Below are 21,438 nucleotides of genomic sequence, written 5' to 3' on the forward strand. Positions count from 1 at the left end.
GGGAAAAGGGGTTACTCGAGCTTGGCGCCCGACTGCTTGATCAGGCGCTCCCACACGGGGCGCTCCTGCTTCCAGGCCGCGGCGAAGAGCTCGGGCGAGCTGTCCTTGATCTCGAAGCCCATGGCCGCCACGCGCTCGCGCACGTCGGGCTGCTGCGTGGCCTTGCGCACTTCGTCGGCGATGCGGTCGACGATGGCCTTGGGCGTCTTGGCGGGCGCGGCAATGGCGAGCCAACCGGTCACGCGGTAGGCCTCGTCCTTCAGGCCCTGCTCGGCCAGCGTGGGCACGTTGGGCAGCGTGCTCATGCGGCGCTCGCCGGTCACGCCGACGGCCTTGAGCTTGCCGGCGTCGATGTGCGGCTTGGCCGCGAGGGCGCTGGCGTAGGCCATCTGGATCTGGCCGCCGATGAGGTCCTGCACCATCGGCGCTTCGCCCTTGTAGGCGACGTGGTTCATGTCGGCCTGCTGCGTGAGGCTCATGTGCGCGCCGGCCAGGTGCGGGTAGGCACCCACGCCGTACGAGCCGTAGGCCACCTTGCCCTTGTTCGCGGCCACGTACTTCAGCAGCTCGGGGCCGGTCTTGGCAGGCACGCTGGGGTGCACCACCAGCACCAGCGGCGCCATCGCGATCTGGTAGACCAGCGTGAGGTCGCGCTGCGTGTCGTAGGGCAGCTTCTCGTAGAGGAACTCGTTGGTCATGAGCGAGTTGCTCAGCGACAGCACGATGGTGTAGCCGTCGGGCGCGGCCTTGGCGACCGCGTCGGTGCCGATGATGCCGGCCGCGCCGGGCTTGTTGTCGACCACGAGGGGCTGGCCCATGCTGGCCGACATCTTCTGACCCAGCACGCGCGCCAGCACGTCGGTCGCGCCGCCGGCCTGGAAGGGCACGACGAGGCGGATCGGCTTGTTCGGATAGGGCGCCTGCGCATGCGCGGGGGCCAGCGCGAACAGCGCGGCGGTCGAGGCGGCCGCGCACAGCAGGGCGCGGCGGGTCGAGGGTTGATGGGTCATGGTTTGTCTCCCGTTCGGTTGCAGAAAATCGTTGTGAAGAAGCAGATCAAGATCACTTCAGCGCGATGCGCGTCTTGAAAGGCAGGGGTTCCAGGGCCTTCTGCAGTCGCTCCTGCAATGCAGCGGCCTGCGCGCCCGCTGCAGCAGCGTCGATCTGCACATGCACGAGGCTTTCGCCTTCGGTACTCACCGCCGGCCGCGCCGCGTCGCCCACGCCGAGTGCGGCGCAGACCTCGGCGACCGTGGCCGCCACCACCTGCCGCGCGGCCATGGCGCGCAGCTCGGGCTTGTAGATCTTGCCGACGTTGGTCATCGGCATCGTGGCGATCACCGACACCCACTTGGGACGCGCGGGCGCTTCGTCCACGCGCGCGGAGGTGAAGGCCAGCAGCTCGTCCTCGGTGGCCGAGGCGCCGGGCACCAGCGTCGCAAAGATCACGGGCAGCTCGCCCGCGTAGGCATCGGGGGCGCCCACGGCCGCGCACAGCTGCACGGCCGGATGCGCGCCCAGCGCGTCCTCGATGGTCTTGGGGTCGATGTTGTGGCCGCTGCGGATGATCAGGTCCTTCGAGCGGCCCGTGAGGTGCAGCCGCTCTTCGGCGTCCATCCAGCCCAGGTCGCCGGTCGCGAGCCAGCCGTCGGCCGTGAAGGCCTTGGCGTTGTCGGCCGGATCGACGAAACCCGAGAACACGTTGGGCGACTTGAACAGCACCATGCCGGTCTCGCCCTGCGCCACCTCGCGGTCGCTGGCGTTGCCGTTCTCGTCGAGCGCCACGATGCGCACCTGCGCATAGGGCAGGCGAAAGCCGACACAGCCCGCGGGCCCGTTCACGCCGGGCGGCGTGATGGTCGAGATGCCGGCCATCTCGGTCATGCCCAGGCTCTCGTGCACGTGCAGGCCGAACAGGCGCTCGAAGCGCGCGGCCAGCTCGGGCGCGAGCACGGCGGCGCCGGTGCGGCAGTAGGTGATGGACGAGATGTCGGCGCCGTCCAGCGGCACGTTGGCCAGCGCGGCCAGCACCGTGGGCACGGCGGACAGCGAGGTCGGGCGGTACTTCTCGACCAGCTTCCAGTAGTTGGCCAGCACCTCCTTGTTGCGCAGCAGCGAGGGCGTCGGAATGATCACCTCCACGCCCGCCGACAGCGACGAGAGCGAGGCCGGCAGCACGCCCGCCACATGGAACAGCGGGTAGCCGTTGATCGAGATGCCCTGTTCGTTCATGCCCGCGAGCTGCACGCTGGCCCACGCGGTGAACACCTGCGCGCCGTGGCTGTGGCGCGCGAGCTTGGGCGCGCCCGTGGTGCCGCCGGTGTGGAAGTAGGCGGCGATGTCGGTGGGCGCGATGTCGCGGCCGCTCACGAGGCGGTCAGACGGTTGCGCGGCGCGCAGCGCGTCGAACTCGGCCACGCCGTCGGGCAGCGTGCCGGCCGCGCCGGATGCTTCGTCGTGCGGCGCCACGCGCAGCACGGTGGTGAGCGTGGGCACCTGGCCGCGCAGGCGCATCGCCTTCGACCACATGCCCGATTCCGCGTCGGAGCCGTAGGCGATGAGCACCTTGGCGCGGCCCGCGGTCATCAGCGCGACCAGCTTCTCGTCGGTGAGCAGCGGGTTCAGCGGTTGCACGATGCCGGCCGCCTCGCCGCCCCACAGCGCGAGGTGGTACTCGAGGCAGCCGGGCAGCAGCACCGCGACCGCATCGTCAGGCCCCACGCCCAGCGTGTGCAGCAGGTTGGCGGTCTGGTGGATGCCCGCGAGCAGCTGCGCATACGACCAGCGGATGGGTTCGTCCGCCGGGTTGCCGCTGCGCAGGAAGGTCAGCGCGGTCTTGTCGCCGAAGGCCGCGCCGGAGTTGCGGAAGAGCTCGTAGGTGCTGCGCACCGTGAGCGCTTCTTCGAGCGGCGTTTCTTCCAGCCGCCGGATGTCGGCGAGACCGCGCACCGGAAACAGGGGGCGGAACGGCGCGCTGGCCGTTCCCGTGGGGTTGTTCTTGTCGTTGCCTGTTGTCATGTTGTCTCCTTGAGGGGGTCTTGCCGGCTGCGGACGGAGGCCGTGTCTTACTGGTTCGTGATCTTGTTGTCGCGAATGACCTTGCCCCAGCGCTCGAAGTCCTGGCGCATGCGCGTGGCGGTCTGTTCCGGCGTGCCGTAGGCCGCGAAGGAGCCCACGCTCTGCAGCTTCTCGCCGACTTCCTTGTCGGCCAGCGCCTTCTTCAGCTCGGCGCTCATGCGGTCGACCACGGCCTGCGGCGTGCCGGCCGGGGCCAGCAGCCCACCCCACGAGGTGGCGTCGAAGCCGGGGAAGCCTTGCTCGGCCACGGTCTTCACGTCGGGCAGCAGGCTCACGCGCTTGCCCGAGCCCACGGCGATCGGGCGCAGCGTGCCGGCGCGGATGTGCGGGATCACGGCCACGAGGTCGGAGAACATCGCGGGCACCTGGCCGCCGATGAGGTCGGTCACGGCCGGGGCGCTGCCGCGGTAGGGCACGTGCTGCATCTCGAACTTGCCGATGTTCTTCAGCTGCTCGGTCGTCAGGTGGCCGAAGCTGCCGGCGCCGGCGGTCGTGTAGTTGAGCTTGCCGCCGTCGGCCTTGGCCTTGGCGATCAGGTCCTGCAGGCCGTTCACGCCGGGCAGGGCCTTCGGGTTCACCACCATCACGATCGGCAGGTCGTACACGGTGCCCACGGGCGTGAAGTTCTTGAAGATGTCGTAGGGCACGGTGCCGTACAGGTGCGAGGCCAGCAGCGTCGGCGTGGCCAGCATCACGAAGGTGTAGCCGTCGGGTGCGGCCTTGGCGGCAAAGGCCGCGCCGATGGTGCCCGAGGCGCCGCTGCGGTTGTCGACCAGGATGTTCTGCTTGAGCGACAGCGACATCTTCTGCGCCACGATGCGCGAGGCCACGTCGGTCGGGCCGCCGGGCGGGAAGGGCACGACCAGCGTGATGGGCTTGGTCGGCCAGGCCTGGGCGAAGGCGCTGCCGGCCAGCAGGGGAAGGGCCAGCGCGAGCAGGGCGCGGCGCACGGGGTTGCGGGGGGTACGGAGGAACGGGAAGGCCATGGATTTCTCTTCAGGGATGCGGGCGTTGTCTTCGCGTGGTGCGATCAGACGACGCCATTCGTTTTCAGCGCTGCCAGCTTTTCATCCGACAGGCCGAGCAGGGACTTCAGCACGTCGTGCGTGCCTTCGCCCAAAGTGGGCGGCGCGCTGCGCACGGGCAGGCGCTCGCCATCGAAACGGTAGGGCGGCGCCAGCACGTTGACTTCGCCGGCCACCGGGTGCGGCTGCTTGGTCACCAGCCCGGCGTCGGTCGCGCGCGGGGAGTTCAGCGCTTCCAGCAGGCCCAGCACCTCGCCGCAGGGGATGCCCGATGCGTTGAGCTTTTCGAGCAGCGCGGCGCGCGGGCGCTTCGCGAGTTCGGCGTTCAGCTCGGGCAGCAACGCGGCGCGGTTGGCCGAGCGCAGGATGTTGGTCTTGAAGCGCTCGTCGGCGGCCAGGTCGGGGCGCTCGATCACCTCGGTGCAGAAGCGCATGAACTGGGCGTTGTTGCCCACGGTGATCACCAGCGGGCCGTCGGCCGCGTCGAACACGCCGTAGGGCACGATCGACGGGTGCGAGTTGCCATAACGCGGCGGGTCTTCGCCCATCAGCAGCGCTTCGAGGCCGTAGTAGGCAGTGATCATCAGACCGCAGTCGAACAGCGCCATCTCGATGTGGCGGCCCGTGCCGGTCTTCTCGCGCTGGTAGAGCGCGGCCAGCACGGCCTGCGCTGAGTACATGCCGGTGAACAGGTCGACGGCGGCCACGCCGAACTTCAGCGGCGGCTGGTTGGCTTCGCCGTTCAGCGCCATCAGGCCGGCCTCGCCCTGCACCACGAGGTCGTAGCCGGGGCGCGCGGCCTCGGGGCCGGTGCGGTCGTAGCCCGAGATCGAGCAGTAGATGAGGCCCGGGTTGTCCTTGCGCAGCTGTTCGTAGCCCAGGCCCAGCTTGTCGATGCCGCCGAACTTGAAGTTCTGGATCACCACGTCGCACTGCTTGGCGAGGTCGCGCGCGATCTGCTGGCCTTCGGGCGTCTGCAGGTCGAGCGTGACGGAGCGCTTGTTGCGGTTCACGCTGTTGAAGTAGGCGGTCTCGGTCTTGCCCACGCGCAGGCCCCAGTCGCGCGTGTCGTCGCCGCGGCCCGGGTGCTCGACCTTGATCACCTCGGCGCCCATGTCGGCCAGCACCATGCCGCACCAGGGGCCGGCAAGGATGCGGGACAGATCGAGGACGCGCACGCCGGCGAGCGGCAGCGAGGAATTCAGCGAGGGCATGGGAACAACTCCAGGAAAACGAAAGACCCCCGCATCTGCATCGGCATGCACGAGCGGGGAGGGGCTCGGCGCGTCAGGACGCGTCGGGCTGGGGCGCGTGGCGCAACGCGACGAAGTCGGCCTTGCGCTTGCCGAGGAAGGCGCCGATGCCTTCGGCGGCTTCGGCGTCGGCCTGCGACGTCACCATGTAGACCGCTTCGGCCTCGAGTTGTTCCTCGAGCGTTGCACGGTGCGCCTGGCGGCACAGCGTCTTGATGCGTGCGCTCGCACGCTGCGGGCCGTTGGCCACCTTGGCGGCGAGTGCGATGGCTTCGGCCAGCGCGCCGCCCTTGTCGGTCAGGCGGTTCACCGCGCCCATCGCGTGCAGGCGCTCGGCCGTGAGGCGGTCGCCGGTGAGGCACAGCTCGGTGAGCAGCTGGCGCGAGACGAACTCCGCGAGGAAGGCCGTGGCGCCGCCGTCGGGCGTGAGGCCGACCTTGACGTAGGCCACCGTGTAGAACGCATCGCGCGCCGACACCAGCATGTCGCAGGCCAGCGCCATCGACAGGCCGGCACCGGCCGCGCCGCCTTCCACGGCGGCGATCACGGGCTTGCCGCAGTCGCGGAGCGCGCGGATCAGGTCATGCAGGCCTTCGAGCTTCTCGCGGCGTTCGGCCTCGGGCAGCTCGCGGCGCTTGGCCAGCAGGTTCAGGTCGCCGCCCGAACAGAAGAAGTCGCCCGCGCCGGTGAAGACGATGGCGCCCACCTCGGGGTCGTTCTGCGCGTCGGTGAGCGCGGCAGACAGCTCGGCGTACAGCGTCGGCGTGATCGCGTTGCGCGCGGCCGGGTTGCTGTTGGTCAGGATGCGTACGGCGCCTTCCTGCGAGATGAGGACGGTCTTGTCCGTCATGCCGCGACCTCTTTGCCCAGAGCGATGTAGCGCTGCAGGTGGTGGTCTTCGTCGCCGAGCTGGTGGTCGATCATCACGAGGCGCTTGGCGTAGTGGGGCAGTGGCAGCTCCCAGGTCATGCCGATGCCGCCGTGCATCTGGATGCTTTCCTCGGCCACCAGCGCGCCGATGCGGCCGATGCTGAACTTGGCGGCCGACAGCGCGCGCTCGCGCGCCACGCGGTCGCTGCCGTCGATGGCGGCGGCGGCGTTGATCACGGCCGAGCGGGCCTGTTCGATCTCCAGCAGCAGGTCGGCCATGCGGTGCTGCAGGGCCTGGAAGCTGCCGATGAGGATGCCGAACTGCTTGCGCGTGCGCAGGTACTCGAGCGTGGCGGTCTTGGCGGCTTCCATCGCGCCCAGTGCTTCGGCGCACAGCGCGAGCACGCCGCGGCCGATGGCGCGTTCCAGCGTGGCGGCGCCCTGGCCTTCGGCGCCCAGCAGCGCGTCGGCACCGAGCGTCACGCCGTCGAGCGTGAGTTCGGCCACGCGGCCCCCGTCGATCGCGGGGCAGCCGCGCACGGCGAGTCCGGCGGTCTTGGCGGGCACGAGGAAGAGGGAGATGCCGGCTTCGTCATCGACGTTGCCCGAGGTACGGGCCGACACGAGGAACAGGTCGGCCTGCTCGCCTTGCGGCACCACGGCCTTGGCACCCTTGAGCACCCAGCCGTCGCCGCGGCGTTCGGCGGTCGTGGCCACGCGCGTGCGTTCGTAGTGCGTGTCGGCTTCATCGTGCGCAAAGGCCGCCACGGTCACGCCGTTGACGATGTCGCCGATCTTCTCTTTCTGCGCGTCGCTGCCGGCGGCGCTGATCGCCTCGCCGACCATCACGGCGCCCAGCAGCGGCTCGACCACGAGGCCGCGGCCCAGCGCTTCGAAGACCACGGCGATGTCGAAGCCGCTGCCGCCGAAGCCGCCGTCGGCTTCGCTGAACAGCGCGCCGATCACGCCGAGCTCGGCGAAGTTCTGGAAGATCTCCTTGCTGAAACCGTGTGCCGACTTCGCGATGCGGTCGCGCGCATCGAAGGCGTACTGCTCGGCGATGAAGCGGTTCAGGCTGTCGGCGAGCATGCGCCGGTCTTCGGTGTGTTCGAAGTTCATGTGCGTGTCTCCTTTACAGCCCGAGGATCATCTTGGAGATGATGTTCTTCTGGATTTCGTTCGAGCCGCCGAAGATCGACAGCTTGCGGTTGTTGAAGTAGCGCGACGCGGCGGCCTTGGCATAGGCGGGGCCGAAGGTCTCGCCGCCGTTCTCGGTGTAGCCGTCCTGCAGCGCTTCGGCGACGAAGGGGCGGCCGTAGACGCCCATGGCGCGGCGCGCGAGCGACGAAATCTCTTGACGGATCTCGGTGCCGCGAATCTTCAGCATCGAGCTTTCCGCGCCGGGCACGCCGCCGCCGGCCACCGCCGCGATCACGCGCAGGTTGGTGGTCTTCATGTTCTCCAGGTCGATCTCGACACGCGCCAGGCGTGCGGCAAAGGCCGGGTCGTCCGCCAGCGGCTTGCCGTTCTTGGTCTGCGACGCGGCGATGCCCTTGAGCTGTTCGAGCGCGGCCACCGAGAAGCCCACGCCCGCGATGTTGGTGCGTTCGTAGGTCAGCAGGTACTTGGCGCAGGTCCAGCCCTTGTTCTCTTCGCCCACGAGGTTCTCTGCCGGCACGCGCACGTCGGAGAAGAACACCTCGTTGACTTCATGCTCGCCGTCGAGCGTGATGATCGGGCGCACTTCCACGCCGGGCGAGGTCATGTCGACCAAGAGGAAGCTGATGCCTTCCTGCTTCTTCGCCTCGCGGTTGGTGCGCACCAGGCAGAAGATCATGTTGGCGTGCTGGCCCAGCGTGGTCCAGGTCTTCTGGCCGTTCACGATGTAGTGGTCGCCCTGCGCGTCGATGCCGCGCACGGCCGTGGTCTTCACCGCGGCCAGGTCGGAGCCCGCGCCGGGTTCCGAGTAGCCCTGGCACCACCAGTCGGCGCCGCTCAGGATGCGCGGCAGCCAGTAGCTCTTTTGCGCTTCGTTGCCGTACTTGATGAGCACCGGGCCCAGCATGTTGACGCCGAAGGGCACGATGCGCGGCGCGAAGGCCAGCGCGCACTCGTTCTCGAAGATGAACTTCTCGACCGCGGTCCAACCCGGGCCGCCGTATTGCTCGGGCCAGTGGTTGGCGAGCCAGCCGCGCTCGTTCAGGATGGCGTGCCATTCCTGCATGTCGGCCTTTTCCAGGATCTTGCCGCTGCGCACCTTGTCGGACAGCCGCGCGGGCAGCTTGTTCGCCAGGAAGGTGCGCACTTCGCTGCGGAAGGCTTCTTCTTCGGTCGTGAAGTTCAGGTCCATCGCGGACTCCTCAATGAATCAGTAAATTTCGAACAGGCCCGCCGCGCCCATGCCGCCGGCGATGCACATCGTGACCACGGCGTACTTGGCGCCGCGGCGCTTGCCTTCGAGCAGCACGTGGCCCGTGAGGCGCGCGCCGGTCATGCCGAAGGGGTGGCCGATGGAGATCGCGCCGCCGTTCACGTTCAGGCGTTCCGACGGAATGCCCAGCTTCTCCTGGCAGTAGATCGACTGCGAGGCGAAGGCTTCGTTGAGTTCCCACAGGTCGATGTCCTGCACCTTCAGGCCGTGGCGCGCGAGCAGCTTGGGCACGGCGAAGACCGGGCCGATGCCCATCTCGTCGGGCTCGCAGCCGGCCAGCGCCAGGCCGCGGAAGGCGCCCAGCGGCTTCAGGTTGGCGCGCTCGGCGTCCTTGGCTTCCATCATCACGCAGGCCGAAGCGCCGTCGGACAGCTGCGAGGCGTTGCCGGCGGTGATGAACTTGTCGTCGCCCATCACGGGCTTGAGCTTGGCCAGCGCCTCGTAGGTGGTGCCGCGGCGGTTGCAGTTGTCTTCCGTGGCGGTGACTTCGCGGTGCGTGACCTCCTTGGTCTCCTTGTCGGTCACGGCCATCGTGGTGGTGCAGGCCACGATCTCGTCCTTGTAGCGGCCGGCCAGCTGCGCTTCTTCGGTCTTGCGCTGGCTCTCGGCCGAGAAGCGGTCCTGTGCTTCACGGCTGATGTTGTAGCGCTTGGCGACGATGTCGGCGGTGTCGATCATCGCCATGTACAGCTCGGGCTTGTGCTCGACGATCCACGGGTCCAGGCTGAGGTCGCCACCGTCGCCGGGGCTGCGGCCGCGGATCTGCGAGATGCTTTCCACGCCGCCCGCGATCATGGCCGGCGCGCCGTCCACCACGATGCGCCCGGCGGCCATGGCGATCGCCTGCAGGCCCGAGGCGCAGAAGCGGTTCACGGTGGTGCCGGCGATGCTGATCGGCAGGCCCGAGCGGATGATCGACTGGCGCGCGATGTTGCGGCCGGTGGTGCCTTCGGGGTAGCCGCAGCCGAGGATCGCGTCCTCGATCAGCGCCGGGTCCAGGCCCGAGCGCTCGACCGCGGCCTTCACCGCGAACGAGGCCAGCGTGGCGCCGGAGGTGATGTTGAATTCGCCGCGGTGCGCCTTGGTGAGCGGGGTGCGGGCGGTAGAAACGATGACGGCTTCACGCATGGGTTTGTCTCCTGGACGGTGGGCTCTAACGGTTACTCGGATTGATTCAGGCTGGCGAAATCGGCGCCGCGTTCGACCAGCTCCACGAGCAGCGGCGACGGCTTCCAGAAGATCGGGTCGGCCTTGGCGAACTCGCGGATGTCGGCGAGCACCTTGGGCAGGCCCACGGTGTCGGCGTACTTCATGGGGCCGCCGCGGTGGCGCGGGAAGCCGTAGCCATAGAGGAAGGTCACGTCCACGTCGAGCGGGCGCAGCGCGATGCGCTGGAGCACGACGTTGGCGCCTTCATTGACCATGGCGGCCATGTAGCGACGCATGATTTCTTCTTCGGTGAAAGTGCGCGGCGTGATGCCGGCGCGCACGCGCTCGGCGTCGATGATGGCCAGCACCTCGGGGTCGGGCACGCCGGTGCGCGCGCCTTCGGGGTACAGGTAGTAGCCGCGTTGCGTCTTCTGGCCGAACCAGCCGCGCTCGCAGATGCGGTCGGCCACCTGCACGTAGCGCGCCTGCGGGTCGCGCGTGGCGGCCTTGCGCTTGCGCGTGGCCCAGCCGATGTCGCCGCCGGCCAGGTCGGACACCTGGAACGGGCCCATCGGGTAGCCGAAGTTGCGCACGGCCGCGTCGATGTCGTAGGGCGAGGCGCCGTCTTCCATCATGTGGTCGGCGGCCTGGCGGTACACGGCCAGGATGCGGTTGCCGATGAAGCCGTCGCACACGCCGGCGCGCACGGGCACCTTCTTGAGCTTCTTGGCGAGTTCGAAGCCGGTGGCGACCACGTCGGCGCTCACCTTGGCGGGCACCACGATCTCCAGCAGCTTCATGATGTTGGCGGGCGAGAAGAAGTGCAGGCCCACCACGTCCTGCGGGCGCGAGATGCTGGCGGCGATCTCGTCGATGTCCAGGTACGAGGTGTTGGTGGCGAGCACGGCGCCCTTCTTGCACACGCGGTCGAGTTCGGCGAACACGGCCTTCTTGACGCCCATCTCTTCGAACACGGCCTCGACCACGATGTCGACATTCGCGAACGCGTCGTAGCTGGTCGAGCCCGAGAAGCGCGCCATGACGGCGGCCTTGGCTTCGGGCGTCATGCGGCCCTTGGCGATGAGGCCGTCGTACACCTTCTCGACGTGGGCACGGCCGCGCGCCAGGCTGGGCTCGTCGCGCTCGACCATGGTCACGGGCAGGCCCGCGTCGAGCATGGCCACGGCAATGCCCGCACCCATGGTGCCGCCGCCGACGATGCCGGCCGAGGTGAGCGCGCGCGGGCTGGCCGAGCGGGTCTCGGGCGCCTTCAGCACTTCGCGCTCGGCGAAGAAGGCGTGGATCAGGCCGGCGCGCTGCGGGCTGTCGATGCACTGCAGGAACAGCTTGCGCTCCAGCGCCATGCCTTCGTCGAAGGGCAGCGTGAGCGCGCCTTCGACCGCTTCGACGATCTTCATCGGCGAGAACAGGCCGCGGCTCTTCTTGGCGGTGTCGGCGCGCGCGGCCTCGAGGGCGGCGCGGGCGGCTTCCTTGTCGGCCAGGCCGGCGGCTTCGCGCGTGCGGCGCACCGGGGCGTGGGCGGCGACGAGTTCCTGCGCGTAGGCGAGGCCTTCGGCGCGCGCATCGGCTTCAGCGCCGAGGCGGTCGACGAGGCCGAGCGTCAGCGCTTCCTTGGCGCCCGCATGGCGGCCGCTGAGCATCAGTTCGAGCGCGGGCTTCACGCCGATCAGGCGCGGCGCGCGCTGCGTGCCGCCCGAGCCGGGCAGCAGGCCCAGCGCCACTTCGGGCAGGCCCAGCTTGGCAGTGGGCGCGGCGAGGCGGTAGTGCGCCGACAGGGCAATTTCCAGCCCGCCGCCGAGCGCGGCGCCGTGAATGGCGGCGACCACCGGCTTGGTGCAGTTCTCGATCTTCAGGCAGACCTCGGGCAGCGAGGGTTGCTGCGGCGCCTGGCCGAACTCGCGGATGTCCGCGCCGGCGATGAAGTTGCGGCCCGCGCCGACGATCAGCACCGCCTTGGCGCCGCTGTCGGCCTCGGCCGCATCGATGGCGGCGGCCAGGCCGCGGCGCACGTCCACGCCCAGGGCGTTGACGGGCGGGTTGTCGATGGTCACCACGCACACGTCGCCTTGACGCTGGAAGGTGACGGGACCGTTGGACGTGGAAGGGCTGGGAGTGGGGGTGGCCATGTGCGTGTCGCTTGTCTCTTGCTTGCGTGGCAGGCCCTCGTGAAGCCGAGGGGTCCGGGGCTCTGGGGAGCCCTGCATTCTTGGCCGGCATCGCTGCTTTGACAATTGCATAGGTGGTTGACAGACTGTCAAAGAATTTTTGACACAATCCGCCCATGGACCTGCAATCGCTCACCCTGCTGGTGGAAATCCTTGACGCGGGCAACCTGAGTGCGGCGGCGCGCCGGCTCAAGATGACCCGCGCCAACGTCAGCTACCACCTGAACCAGCTGGAGCGCTCGGTGGGCGCGCAGCTGATCCGGCGCACCACCCGGCGCGCCGAGCCCACCGAGATCGGCCTGCGGCTGTACCAGCACGGCGTGGCCATCCAGGGCGAGCTGCTGGCGGCGCGCGAGTCGGTCACCGCGCTGGGCGAGGGCCTGCAGGGCCGCGTGCGCCTGAGCGTGCCCAGCGGCTACGGCCAGCTCGTGATGGCCGACTGGCTCATCGACTTCAAGCGCCAGTACCCCGGCATCGTGCTCGACGTGGTGTTCGAGAACCGCATCGAGGATTTGCTGCGCGACGAGGTCGACATCGCCATCCGCGTGATCCCCGAGCCGCCGCAGAACCTCGTGGCGCGCGAGATGGGCCCGGTGCGCTACGTGGCCTGCGCCACGCGCGCGTACGCCGAGCGCCACCCGCTGCCCGTGCAGCTGGACGCGCTGCGCGCCACGCCGGTGGTCACGGCCGCCGTCATCGGTCGGCAGCTGCGCATCTCGGCCTACCAGGGCGAGACGCGGCGCGAGGTGATCCTGGAGCCGACGCTGATCTCGGAAAACTTTCTGTTCCTGCGCCAGGCCATCCTCGCGGGCCTGGGCGTGGGCCTCGTGCCCGACTACGTGGTGCAGGAAGACGTGCGCCGCGGCGACGTGGTGACCACGCTGGACGACTGGCGCCTGTCGATCTTCGGCACCCAGATGTTCATGCTCTACATGCCGAACCGCCAGCACACGCGGGCGATCCGGACGTTCATCGATTTCATCCTGGCGCGGGTGCGGCCGGAAGAAGCCGAAGAAGCTCAGTCGCAGCGGTAGACGACTTCTCCCGCCGGCACACCCTGCGCCGGCACCTCCGACAGCGTGCTGCTCAAAAAGCGCATCGGCGCGCCGAAGTTGCGGCAGTAGTTCTCGGCGTCCTGCGCCGTGGGCGACTTGAACACGCCGTCGGCCAGGAAGGTGACGCGCGGCGCGGGCCGCGAGACGCAGCCCGCGCCGATGAGCAGGGCCGGAACGAGGACGGAGAAAGCAGCGAATCGGCGCATGGGGCAGGGCGGAAAGAAGAGGTCGCGACTGTAGCCGCTTGGCGGCCTCAGTCGGCCAGCCACACGCTGCCGTCCGCCGCTTCGCGCAGCGCCAGCGGCGTGAGGCGCGCACCGCGGCAGGGGCCGCCCACGCAGCGCCCGGTGTCGGGCTCGAAGATCGCGCCGTGCCGCGCGCACATCAGGTAGCGCCCGGAGCTTTCGAGGATCTGGCCTTCGAAATCGAGCGGGCCGCCGGCGTGCGGGCACTGGTTCAGGTAGCCGTGCACGGCGCCCTGCCAGCGCACCGCGAAGGCCGGCGCGCCGCCGGGCGCGGTGAACAGGGCCGCGAGGCCGCCGTCGGCGAGTTCGGTGGTGATGGGGTGTGCGGTCGGGGCGGGCGCGGTCATGGGGAGCGAGCCTACCAAGGTCCGCCACGGGGCTGGCGCTCCGGGGGACACCCCCGCGTCATCACATGTTTCGGCTATGTCATCCGACCAATAGACGCAGGGGCGTGCCGTTTTCACAATGCATCCGCTCGCTTTCCTTCGTCCGTGCATCCTTGTCTCAAGGGGGATTCCCACCGATGAGCACGCTGAAACAGGGCTGGCGCGGGGCCGATGTCCGTCGCCTGCAGGAGGCCCTGAACCGCAAGCTGCAACCCAGCCCCGCCCTCGTCCCCGACGGCGACTACGGCCCCGTCACCCGGGCGGCCGTGCTGCGCTTGCAGGCCGCGCACTGGCTGTGCGAAGACGGCGAGGCCGGCCCCTGCACCCGCAACGTGGCCTTCGACAACGAAACCCACGCGCCGCTGCTGCACCCCGTGGCGCTGATCCCGCAACCGGCGCCCGCGCTGTGCTGGGCGGCCGCCACCGCGATGCTCACGCGCGCCACCGTGCAGACCGTGGTCGCGCGCACGCCCTCGGAGTTGATGGGCGCCGACGGCGCCTTGCGCCGCCGCGTGGACAGCGACCGCCATGCGCAGGGCAGCGGCGAAGAGGACGACGACAACCGCCGCTTCGCCGCCGCGCACGGCCTCACGCTGCGGACCCACGGCCCGTGGACCGTCGCCGCGCTGCGCACCGCGCTGCACGCCGGGCCGCTGATGTTCGACCTGCGCTGGGGCGCCAAGGGCGGCGCGCCCGCCGGCCAGCCGGGCCACATGGTCGTGCTCGCGGGCATCCGCGGCGACAACGACCCCGGCGGGGGCGGCACCACGCTGCGCCTGTTCGACCCCTGGCCGCCGGGCCGGGGCGCGCGCAGCTCGACCAGCCACGTGCGCTGGATGCAGGCCGTGGCGGACCGCATCTGCGGGGTGTTCCAGCGGTAGTGGCGCCTGGCTGCGGTGGCCGTTGGCACCGGTGCATGAAAAAATCCTGACTTTCCGCGAACCGTTTCGGCGGGTGGCCGCCTCTTTCCATGCGGGAGGGGCGCTCTGCTCCCCCGCATTCACACGTCACGGATCGAAGGAAACCACCATGCTCTACGTCAAGAATGTCCCCGGCTGGGAACGCGCCCTGCGCATCGCCCTGGGCCTCGCCGGCCTCGCCTTCGCCGCCCTGAACTGGCCGGCGAATGCCATGGCCGTCGCGGTCGGCCTCATGGGCGCGATGCTGGCCCTCACCGGGCTGGTCGGCTTCTGCCCGATGTGCGCGATGGTCGGGCGCAAGCTCGACAAGGGCCACTGACCCATGGCCACCGCAGCGATCGACCGCACCTGCCTGATACTGGCCGCGCAGACCGGCGACCCCGTCGCCCTCGAGGGCCTGCTCGCCGCCTGCCAGACCGACGCGCGCCGCTACGCCCGCCGGCACTGCCAGGCCAGCGACGTGGACGACGCCGTGCAGGAATCGCTGCTCGTGGTCGCACGCCGCGTGCGCGGGCTGCAGGCGGCCGTGGCGTTCTCGTCGTGGCTGTTCACCGTCATCCGGCGCGAATGCCTGCGCCTGCAGCGCGCGATGTTCCGCCACGACCCGCTCGACGAAGACACCGTCGAGCGCCAGCTCGCGGCCCGCAGCGACCACGCGCTGCGCATCGACCTGGCCCATGCGCTCGAATCGCTGCCGGCGCACTACCGCGAGGTCGTGCTGCTGCGCGACTTCGAGGAACTCACCATCGCCGAGATCGCCGAGCGCCTGGGCGAGCCGCCGGGCGCCGTGAAGAGCCGGCTGCACCGGGCGCGCCTGCTGGTGCGGGAGTACCTGCTGGGGTAGCCCGGGGGTGCTCCGGTCGAGGGGCGATGCGACAATCTCGCCGCAATGACAGACACCCTCACGATCACCCGCCCAGACGACTGGCACCTGCACGTGCGCGATGGCGCCGCCCTCGAAGCCGTCGTGCCCCACAGCGCCCGCCAGTTCGGCCGCGCGCTGATCATGCCGAACCTGCGTCCGCCCGTGACCACCGCCGCCCAGGCCGTGGCCTACCGCGACCGCATCCGCGCCGCCGTGCCCGCGGGCACGTCCTTCGAGCCCGTGATGTCGCTCTACCTGACCGACAAGCTGCCGCCCGAAGAAATCGCGCTGGCCGCCGAAGCCGGCGTGCGCGCGCTCAAGCTCTACCCGGCCGGCGCCACCACCAACAGCGATGCCGGCGTGACCGACATCCGCAAGACCTACAAGACGCTCGAGGCCATGCAGAAGCACGGCCTGCTGCTGCTGGTGCACGGCGAAGTGACCGACCCGGCCATCGACCTGTTCGACCGCGAAGCCGTGTTCGTCGACCGCGTGATGATCCCGCTGCGCCGCGACTTCCCCGAGCTCAAGGTGGTGTTCGAGCACCTCACGACCAAGGAAGGCGCCCACTACGTGCGCGACGCCGACCGCTTCACCGCCGCCACCATCACGGCGCACCACCTGCTGTACAACCGCAACGCCATCTTCACCGGCGGCATCCGCCCGCACTACTACTGCCTGCCCGTGCTCAAGCGCGAGACGCACCGCGTGGCGCTCGTCGAGGCGGCCACCAGCGGCAGCGACCGCTTCTTCCTGGGCACCGACAGCGCGCCGCACCCCGCGCACCTGAAGGAGCACGCGCTCGGCTGCGCCGGCTGCTACACCGCGCTCACCGCCATCGAGCTGTACGCCGAGGCCTTCGACAGCGTGAACGCGCTCGACAAGCTCGAGGGTTTCGCCAGCTTCCACGGCCCCGACTTCTACGACCTGCCGCGCCACACCGACACCATCACGCTGAAGCGCGAAACCTGGACCCTGCCCGAGACCGTGCCCTACGGCGAAGCCACGCTCAAGCCGCTGCGCGGTGGCGAGACGGTGAACTGGAAGCTCGCATGACGGCGCCGGTGCCCCTGTCGTCGCTGCGCGTGATGCTGCTGATCGACGCCGACAACGTCTCGGCCGACGTGATCGAGCAGGCCGTGCAGCGCACGATGGAGGACTACGGCGCCATCCACGTGCGTCGCGCCTACTGCAACGCCGAGATGGCCGTGAACCGCCAGGCGCTGTTCAAGCGGCTGTCGGTGCGGCCCATGGTGAACCTGTCGGCGGGCAAGAACAGCACCGACATCGCGCTGGCCGTCGACGCCATCGACCTCGTGATCGCCGAGCGGCCCGACGTGGTCGTGCTGGTGTCGTCCGACTCCGACTTCGCGCCGCTGGTGATCCGCCTGCGCGAAAAGGGCTGCCGCGTCTGCGGCATCGGCCAGCAGGGCAAGACCGGCGAAGAGACCGTCGGCATCTACGACAGCTTCATCGACCTCGCGCACCACGGCATCAAGCCGGCCGTGCGCACCGCGCCGGCCAAGAAGGTGGCGGCTGCGAAGAAGACGCCGGCCGCGAAGACCGCCCCCGCGAAGAAGGCTGCGGCCAAGACTGCGCGCAAGACGGCGGCGAAGACGGCCAAGCCGGTGGCACCGCCACCGCCGCAGCAGCCTGAAATCTCCGAAGCCGCCGAGTTCATCCTGCAGGCCGTTCCCGCGCTGCGCCGCGGCACCGACGTGCCGCTGAACGACGTGGCCAAGGCCCTGCGCACCGCCGGCCTGCTCAGCAAGAGCGGCAGCTCGCTCAAGCTCTTCGACAAGCTCACGGGCGAGTTCGCGGTGATGCAGCACCCCGACCGCATCCGATGGACGGGGGCGCCCGCGCCTTGAGCACGGACCTGCCAGCGGTCGCGGCCATCGATTGGGCCGCACCCTGGCTGGCGCCGTACCGTGATCCCGGCGAAGTCGTGGCGCGGGCCGTCGCACAAGCCGGTACCGTCGCCGCCGCGCTGCAGGCGGCCAAGCCACTCGCCGTGCCCGACTTCGTCACGCAGGACGCGCTGCCCGAGGGCCAGGCCTACGAGGCCCACATCTTCCGCACGCGCACCGTGCCCACGCGCGACAACCTGCACGACTTCTTCAACGGCCTGGTCTGGCTGGCTTTCCCTGAAACCAAGCGCCGGCTCAACGAACTGCAGGCCGCCGAGATCGCACGCGCCGGCGTCGGCGCCACGCGCGGGCCGCTGCGCGATGCGCTCACGTTGTTCGACGAGAACGGGGCCGTGCTCGATGCACCGCCTGCGCTGTGGGAGGCGCTGGTGGCGCGCGACTGGCAGGCGTTGTTCGTCACGCGGCGCCCACTCTGGGCGCAGGCCCGGCTGCGCGTGTTCGGCCATGCGCTGCTCGAAAAACTGGTGGTGCCGCGCAAGGCCGCGACCGCGCATGTGCTGTTGCTGCCTGCAGCCGGAGGTCCGCTCGGCGACGCGGCGCTGGCGCGCTGCCTCACGCTCGAGCACATGGCACGCAAGCCCTTCGCCCCGCTGCCGGTGCTCGGCGTTCCGGGGTGGTGCGGCGCCAACGAAACACCCGATTACTACGACGATCCGAAGGTCTTCCGGCCCCGTTCATAGAACTTTTACTCCTATCATTGCTCTACCGCACGCCACCGCGCCGCGCCCGTCACAACCTACGACAACAGCGGTCACCCCGGCCGGGCAGGCTTGAAGCGGGCCTTGTGGCCCTCATCTGGTCGGCAGTGTTCCCCACGGAGAATTCAACTTGAAACGTATCCTTCTGTTTGTCCTGACCAACGTGATGGTCGTCGCGGTGCTCGGCGTGGTCGCCAGCCTGCTCGGCGTCAACCGCTTTCTCACGGCCAACGGGCTCAACCTGACGGCGCTGCTCGGCTTCGCGCTGGTCATGGGTTTCGGCGGCGCGATCATCTCGCTGCTCATCAGCAAGCCCATGGCCAAGTGGACGGCCGGCCTGCGCATGATCGACAACCCCCAGTCGCCCGACGAGGCCTGGATCGTCGGCACGGTGCGCAAGTTCGCCGACAAGGCCGGCATCGGCATGCCCGAGGTCGGCATCTTCGAAGGCGAGCCCAATGCCTTTGCCACCGGCGCGTTCAAGAACTCGTCGCTCGTGGCTGTGTCCACCGGCCTGCTGCAGGGCATGACGCGTGAAGAGGTCGAGGCCGTCATCGGCCACGAAGTCGCGCACATCGCCAACGGCGACATGGTCACGATGACGCTGATCCAGGGCGTGATGAACACGTTTGTCGTGTTCCTCTCGCGCGTGATCGGCTACGCGGTCGACAGCTTCCTGCGCCGCGGCGACGACCGCTCGTCGGGCCCCGGCATCGGCTACTACGTGAGCACCATCGTGCTGGACATCGTGCTCGGCTTCGCCGCCGCGATCGTGGTGGCCTGGTTCTCGCGCCAGCGCGAGTTCCGCGCCGACGCCGGCGCCGCCGCACTCATGGGCAACCGCCAGCCGATGATGAACGCACTCGCGCGCCTGGGCGGCCTGCCGGCCGGCGAACTGCCCAAGGCCGTGGAAGCCATGGGCATCACCGGCGCGATGGGCAAGCTGTTTGCCACGCACCCGCCGATCGAAGAGCGCATTGCGGCGCTGCAGAACGCGCGCTGAGCACAGACAGGCCGCGCAGCGGCACAAAGGAAAAGGGGCTGGTGATTCACCAGCCCCTTTTTCATTCACCGAAGAACGGTGTGTCGTTCAGTCAGACCTCAGAGGTTGAGCGCCGAGACGGCTTCCAGGCCCTGCTTGATGTTGTTGCGCGCGGCACCTTCCACCGACATGCGCAGGCGGGTCGTGCCGACGAGCGAGTCGAACGCGCCGCCCGTGTAGGTCGACTTGATGACCTGGCGCATCGCCACCGACTTGTCGGAGGTCTTGATGAGCGACCAGCCCGCTTCCATGTCGACCGTGAACGCGGCGCCGAACGTGGGCTTGGTCAGCTTGACGATCGAGACCGACAGCTCGTAGTCGCCGCTCTTGCCTTTGACGACTTCCTTGAACAGGGCCGATTGCGTGACCGACTTCTCGATGGCGGCACCCAGGTCTTCGTTGGTGATGTCCGAGCTCCAGAGCGGGTTCGTTTCATTGCCGCCGCCGGTCTTCACCGACACCGAGTAGGGCAGCTTCTTGCTCGAAGCGATGCTGGTGGGCGTCATGGCCTCGCGGTTGGCCGACGAGGCGCAGCCCGCGAGCACGACGACGACGGAGAGAACGGCCAGGGCGCCTGCGCGGCGAAGGGTGGTGGTGTTGATCATTTGGTCTTGTCCGATTCTTTGAAGATGTTGCCGACCACTTCGTCGACCATTTCGGGCGGCGAGAGGCGTGTGAGGGAGGTGTGGAGCGAATTGCCGGTGGCCAACGGGTAGTCGGACTTCGGTTCGCGGATCGTGACGGTGAGCTCGACGAGGTACATGGTGATGTCCCACATCCACTTGTCCACGTAGGTGACGACAGCGTCGACTGGCTCGGGGGGCTTGGCTTCTTCCGTGACCTCGAAACCGCGTTTGCGCAGATTGCCGGCAATCAGCTTCTGGAGCGTGCCGTCTTCACCCTCGAGCTTCCTGACCTGCACCACGCGCAGCTTGTCGAGATTTGCCGAGGGATCGACGGTCGCTGTTGCGCGGTTGACCGCGCAGCCGCTCGCGAACACGGAAACAGCCACGGCCGCGAGAAGCAGCCTGATGACTCTTTTCAAATGAACTTCTCCTCCGCCCGGAATGGGCCGAAGGAATGTAGCTGGAAATGTGTAAAAACGTTTCCTGAGCACCGATCCCTGGCGAAAAATTCGCCGCGCCGCAGTCAGACTGCACAGTTGCAGCCTTCTGGGCGCTTCAGGCCGTTCAATTGCCGGTGGCGGCAGGCTCGTCGGACGCGGGCGTGTCCGGTGCGGATTCGGCGGCTTGCGGCGCAGCTTCTGGTACTGCTTCCGGTGCCGCTGCGGCCGCAGCGGCGGCGGCCTCTGCCGCAGCCTCGGCCCGCTTCTTGTCGTCCCGCACGCGCTGCAGCGTGCGCGTCACGTCGCCCGGCTTCATGCCGTACATGTCGGCGAACTCCTGTTCGCTGCGGCCGCTGGCTTCGAAGGCGCGCAGCAGGGCTTCGCGCTTAGCGGCCTGCTGGGCGAGTTCGGCCAGGGCTTCGTCGACGATGGCGTTGTTGTTGGCGTCGCGCGAGCGCACCAGCACGGCATAGGCCTCGTGGTCGAGGCCCGAGGCTTCGATGGCCTTGGCGATGCGCGTCACCAGCTGCGGACGCAGGTCTTCGCCGGGGTTGCGGTGCGAACGGCGGCGGTGCAGCTCGAGGATGGCGTGGTGCACGTGCTCGGGGGCGACCGGGTCGAGCGCGTTGCCGTCGAGGTCGTGGCGCGCATGGCCGGCGGCCACGCTCTCGAGGTAGCGCGTGGAGCGCGCATGCTGGCCCATCGCGATCTTCAGGTCGTCGGCCTTGAAGTCTTCGGGATGGCGCGCGATCAGCTCTTCGTACACGCCGAGCTTCAGCGGCACGAAGCGTGCGCCGAAGAGCTGCGGGTAGAGCGCGAACAGGCGTTCCAGCACCGGGTTGACCTTGCGCGGTGTGCGTTGGGCTTCGGGCTGCTGTTGTTGTTGCTGCGGGCCGCGCGGCTTGCGCCCTTGCTGCGGCTGCTGCTGCCCGTGCGGGCGCTGCTGCTTCGCCCGCGGCGGGCGTTGTTGTTGCTGTTGTGCGGGGGCGGGCTGCGCCGCCGACGCGTCAGCGCCTGCGTCGGTGCTGCCCGCGCCGGACTTCAGCTGCTGCAGCTGCTCGGCCATGTCCGGGCGCTGGCGCCGTGCGTTGCGCGAGTTCGTGTTCGGGGCGGCGGTGGATGCGTCGGTCATACGGAAGGCTCGGCGATGGGCGCGAGGGATGGAAAGGGAAGAAAAAGAACAACCGGTCCCGCGCGGTCAGCGCGGCCGGAACATCCTGCGGGTATTGTCAGGGCGG

General features: G+C 69.3%; 22 protein-coding genes. 8 read left to right on the forward strand and 14 right to left on the reverse strand.

The features are described 5' to 3' along the window. Positions 1–11 precede the first annotated feature (11 nt). The 9 genes from AC1RGU_RS21360 to AC1RGU_RS21400 form a co-directional block, all read right to left on the reverse strand. Complete coding sequence (locus AC1RGU_RS21360; protein ID WP_095743556.1) at positions 12–1,010, reverse strand: Bug family tripartite tricarboxylate transporter substrate binding protein; 999 nt, start codon at positions 1,008–1,010, stop codon at positions 12–14. Between the two features lie 52 nt (positions 1,011–1,062). Then, positions 1,063–3,018: an acyl-CoA synthetase gene (locus AC1RGU_RS21365; RefSeq protein ID WP_492698138.1), complete on the reverse strand. Its 1,956-nt coding sequence runs from the start codon at positions 3,016–3,018 to the stop codon at positions 1,063–1,065. A gap of 47 nt (positions 3,019–3,065) precedes the next feature. Beyond that, positions 3,066–4,064, reverse strand: a complete 999-nt coding sequence (locus tag AC1RGU_RS21370) for a Bug family tripartite tricarboxylate transporter substrate binding protein (RefSeq protein WP_307635933.1) — start codon at positions 4,062–4,064, stop codon at positions 3,066–3,068. A 44-nt stretch (positions 4,065–4,108) separates the two neighbouring features. Further along, positions 4,109–5,317: a CaiB/BaiF CoA transferase family protein gene (locus AC1RGU_RS21375; RefSeq protein WP_492698136.1), complete on the reverse strand. Its 1,209-nt coding sequence runs from the start codon at positions 5,315–5,317 to the stop codon at positions 4,109–4,111. 73 nt (positions 5,318–5,390) lie between these two features. After that, positions 5,391–6,206 carry an oxepin-CoA hydrolase, alternative type gene (locus AC1RGU_RS21380; RefSeq protein WP_492698135.1) on the reverse strand — a complete coding sequence of 272 codons (816 nt, stop codon included), beginning with the start codon at positions 6,204–6,206 and terminating at the stop codon, positions 5,391–5,393. Further along, a complete protein-coding gene (locus AC1RGU_RS21385; protein ID WP_492698133.1) occupies positions 6,203–7,345 on the reverse strand; it encodes an acyl-CoA dehydrogenase family protein in 1,143 nt (380 codons plus the stop codon). The genes AC1RGU_RS21380 and AC1RGU_RS21385 overlap by 4 nt, the downstream gene beginning before the upstream one ends. Positions 7,346–7,358: 13 nt before the next feature. Beyond that, positions 7,359–8,576 (reverse strand): acyl-CoA dehydrogenase family protein, encoded by a 1,218-nt coding sequence (locus tag AC1RGU_RS21390; protein ID WP_492698131.1) that lies wholly within the window; start codon positions 8,574–8,576, stop codon positions 7,359–7,361. A gap of 18 nt (positions 8,577–8,594) precedes the next feature. After that, on the reverse strand, positions 8,595–9,785 hold the full coding sequence (locus AC1RGU_RS21395) for an acetyl-CoA C-acyltransferase (RefSeq protein WP_062478557.1): 1,191 nt from the start codon (positions 9,783–9,785) through the stop codon (positions 8,595–8,597). Positions 9,786–9,817: 32 nt separating this feature from the next. Then, on the reverse strand, positions 9,818–11,953 hold the full coding sequence (locus AC1RGU_RS21400) for a 3-hydroxyacyl-CoA dehydrogenase NAD-binding domain-containing protein (RefSeq protein WP_492698129.1): 2,136 nt from the start codon (positions 11,951–11,953) through the stop codon (positions 9,818–9,820). A gap of 155 nt (positions 11,954–12,108) precedes the next feature. Between AC1RGU_RS21400 and AC1RGU_RS21405 the strand changes: the two genes are divergently transcribed. Next, positions 12,109–13,026 carry a LysR family transcriptional regulator gene (locus AC1RGU_RS21405; RefSeq protein WP_062478562.1) on the forward strand — a complete coding sequence of 306 codons (918 nt, stop codon included), beginning with the start codon at positions 12,109–12,111 and terminating at the stop codon, positions 13,024–13,026. On the opposite strand, the gene AC1RGU_RS21410 is transcribed toward AC1RGU_RS21405, so the two are convergent. Next, on the reverse strand, positions 13,011–13,253 hold the full coding sequence (locus AC1RGU_RS21410; RefSeq protein ID WP_390346755.1) for a hypothetical protein: 243 nt from the start codon (positions 13,251–13,253) through the stop codon (positions 13,011–13,013). The genes AC1RGU_RS21405 and AC1RGU_RS21410 overlap by 16 nt on opposite strands. A gap of 47 nt (positions 13,254–13,300) precedes the next feature. Beyond that, a complete protein-coding gene (locus AC1RGU_RS21415) occupies positions 13,301–13,639 on the reverse strand; it encodes a Rieske (2Fe-2S) protein (RefSeq protein ID WP_492698127.1) in 339 nt (112 codons plus the stop codon). Positions 13,640–13,815: 176 nt separating this feature from the next. Between AC1RGU_RS21415 and AC1RGU_RS21420 the strand changes: the two genes are divergently transcribed. The 7 genes from AC1RGU_RS21420 to htpX all read left to right on the forward strand — a co-directional run bounded on the left by AC1RGU_RS21420 (position 13,816) and on the right by htpX (position 19,095). Next, positions 13,816–14,559, forward strand: a complete 744-nt coding sequence (locus AC1RGU_RS21420; protein WP_492698126.1) for a peptidoglycan-binding protein — start codon at positions 13,816–13,818, stop codon at positions 14,557–14,559. A gap of 148 nt (positions 14,560–14,707) precedes the next feature. Next, positions 14,708–14,917: a YgaP family membrane protein gene (locus tag AC1RGU_RS21425; protein WP_492698125.1), complete on the forward strand. Its 210-nt coding sequence runs from the start codon at positions 14,708–14,710 to the stop codon at positions 14,915–14,917. Between the two features lie 3 nt (positions 14,918–14,920). Beyond that, on the forward strand, positions 14,921–15,442 hold the full coding sequence (locus AC1RGU_RS21430; RefSeq protein ID WP_492698123.1) for an RNA polymerase sigma factor: 522 nt from the start codon (positions 14,921–14,923) through the stop codon (positions 15,440–15,442). A 45-nt stretch (positions 15,443–15,487) separates the two neighbouring features. Next, on the forward strand, positions 15,488–16,519 hold the full coding sequence (gene pyrC / locus AC1RGU_RS21435) for a dihydroorotase (RefSeq protein ID WP_070060172.1): 1,032 nt from the start codon (positions 15,488–15,490) through the stop codon (positions 16,517–16,519). Further along, positions 16,516–17,334: an NYN domain-containing protein gene (locus AC1RGU_RS21440; RefSeq protein WP_307635922.1), complete on the forward strand. Its 819-nt coding sequence runs from the start codon at positions 16,516–16,518 to the stop codon at positions 17,332–17,334. The genes pyrC and AC1RGU_RS21440 overlap by 4 nt, the downstream gene beginning before the upstream one ends. Further along, positions 17,331–18,074 carry a DUF3025 domain-containing protein gene (locus AC1RGU_RS21445; RefSeq protein WP_492698122.1) on the forward strand — a complete coding sequence of 248 codons (744 nt, stop codon included), beginning with the start codon at positions 17,331–17,333 and terminating at the stop codon, positions 18,072–18,074. Before AC1RGU_RS21440 ends, AC1RGU_RS21445 begins: the two co-directional genes overlap by 4 nt. A 148-nt stretch (positions 18,075–18,222) precedes the next feature. Beyond that, a complete protein-coding gene (gene htpX, locus AC1RGU_RS21450; protein WP_056575841.1) occupies positions 18,223–19,095 on the forward strand; it encodes a protease HtpX in 873 nt (290 codons plus the stop codon). A 98-nt stretch (positions 19,096–19,193) separates the two neighbouring features. On the opposite strand, the gene AC1RGU_RS21455 is transcribed toward htpX, so the two are convergent. The 3 genes from AC1RGU_RS21455 to AC1RGU_RS21465 form a co-directional block, all read right to left on the reverse strand. Beyond that, the gene (locus AC1RGU_RS21455) at positions 19,194–19,739 is read right to left on the reverse strand and encodes a hypothetical protein (protein ID WP_070060168.1); all 546 of its coding nucleotides are present in this window, start codon (positions 19,737–19,739) and stop codon (positions 19,194–19,196) included. Further along, complete coding sequence (locus tag AC1RGU_RS21460) at positions 19,736–20,179, reverse strand: hypothetical protein (protein WP_070060167.1); 444 nt, start codon at positions 20,177–20,179, stop codon at positions 19,736–19,738. The genes AC1RGU_RS21455 and AC1RGU_RS21460 overlap by 4 nt, the downstream gene beginning before the upstream one ends. 145 nt (positions 20,180–20,324) lie before the next feature. Next, positions 20,325–21,332: a ProQ/FinO family protein gene (locus AC1RGU_RS21465; RefSeq protein ID WP_492698120.1), complete on the reverse strand. Its 1,008-nt coding sequence runs from the start codon at positions 21,330–21,332 to the stop codon at positions 20,325–20,327. Between the last annotated feature and the right edge of the window lie 106 nt (positions 21,333–21,438).

The organism is Variovorax sp. GW823-FHT02B07, from assembly GCF_058797695.1.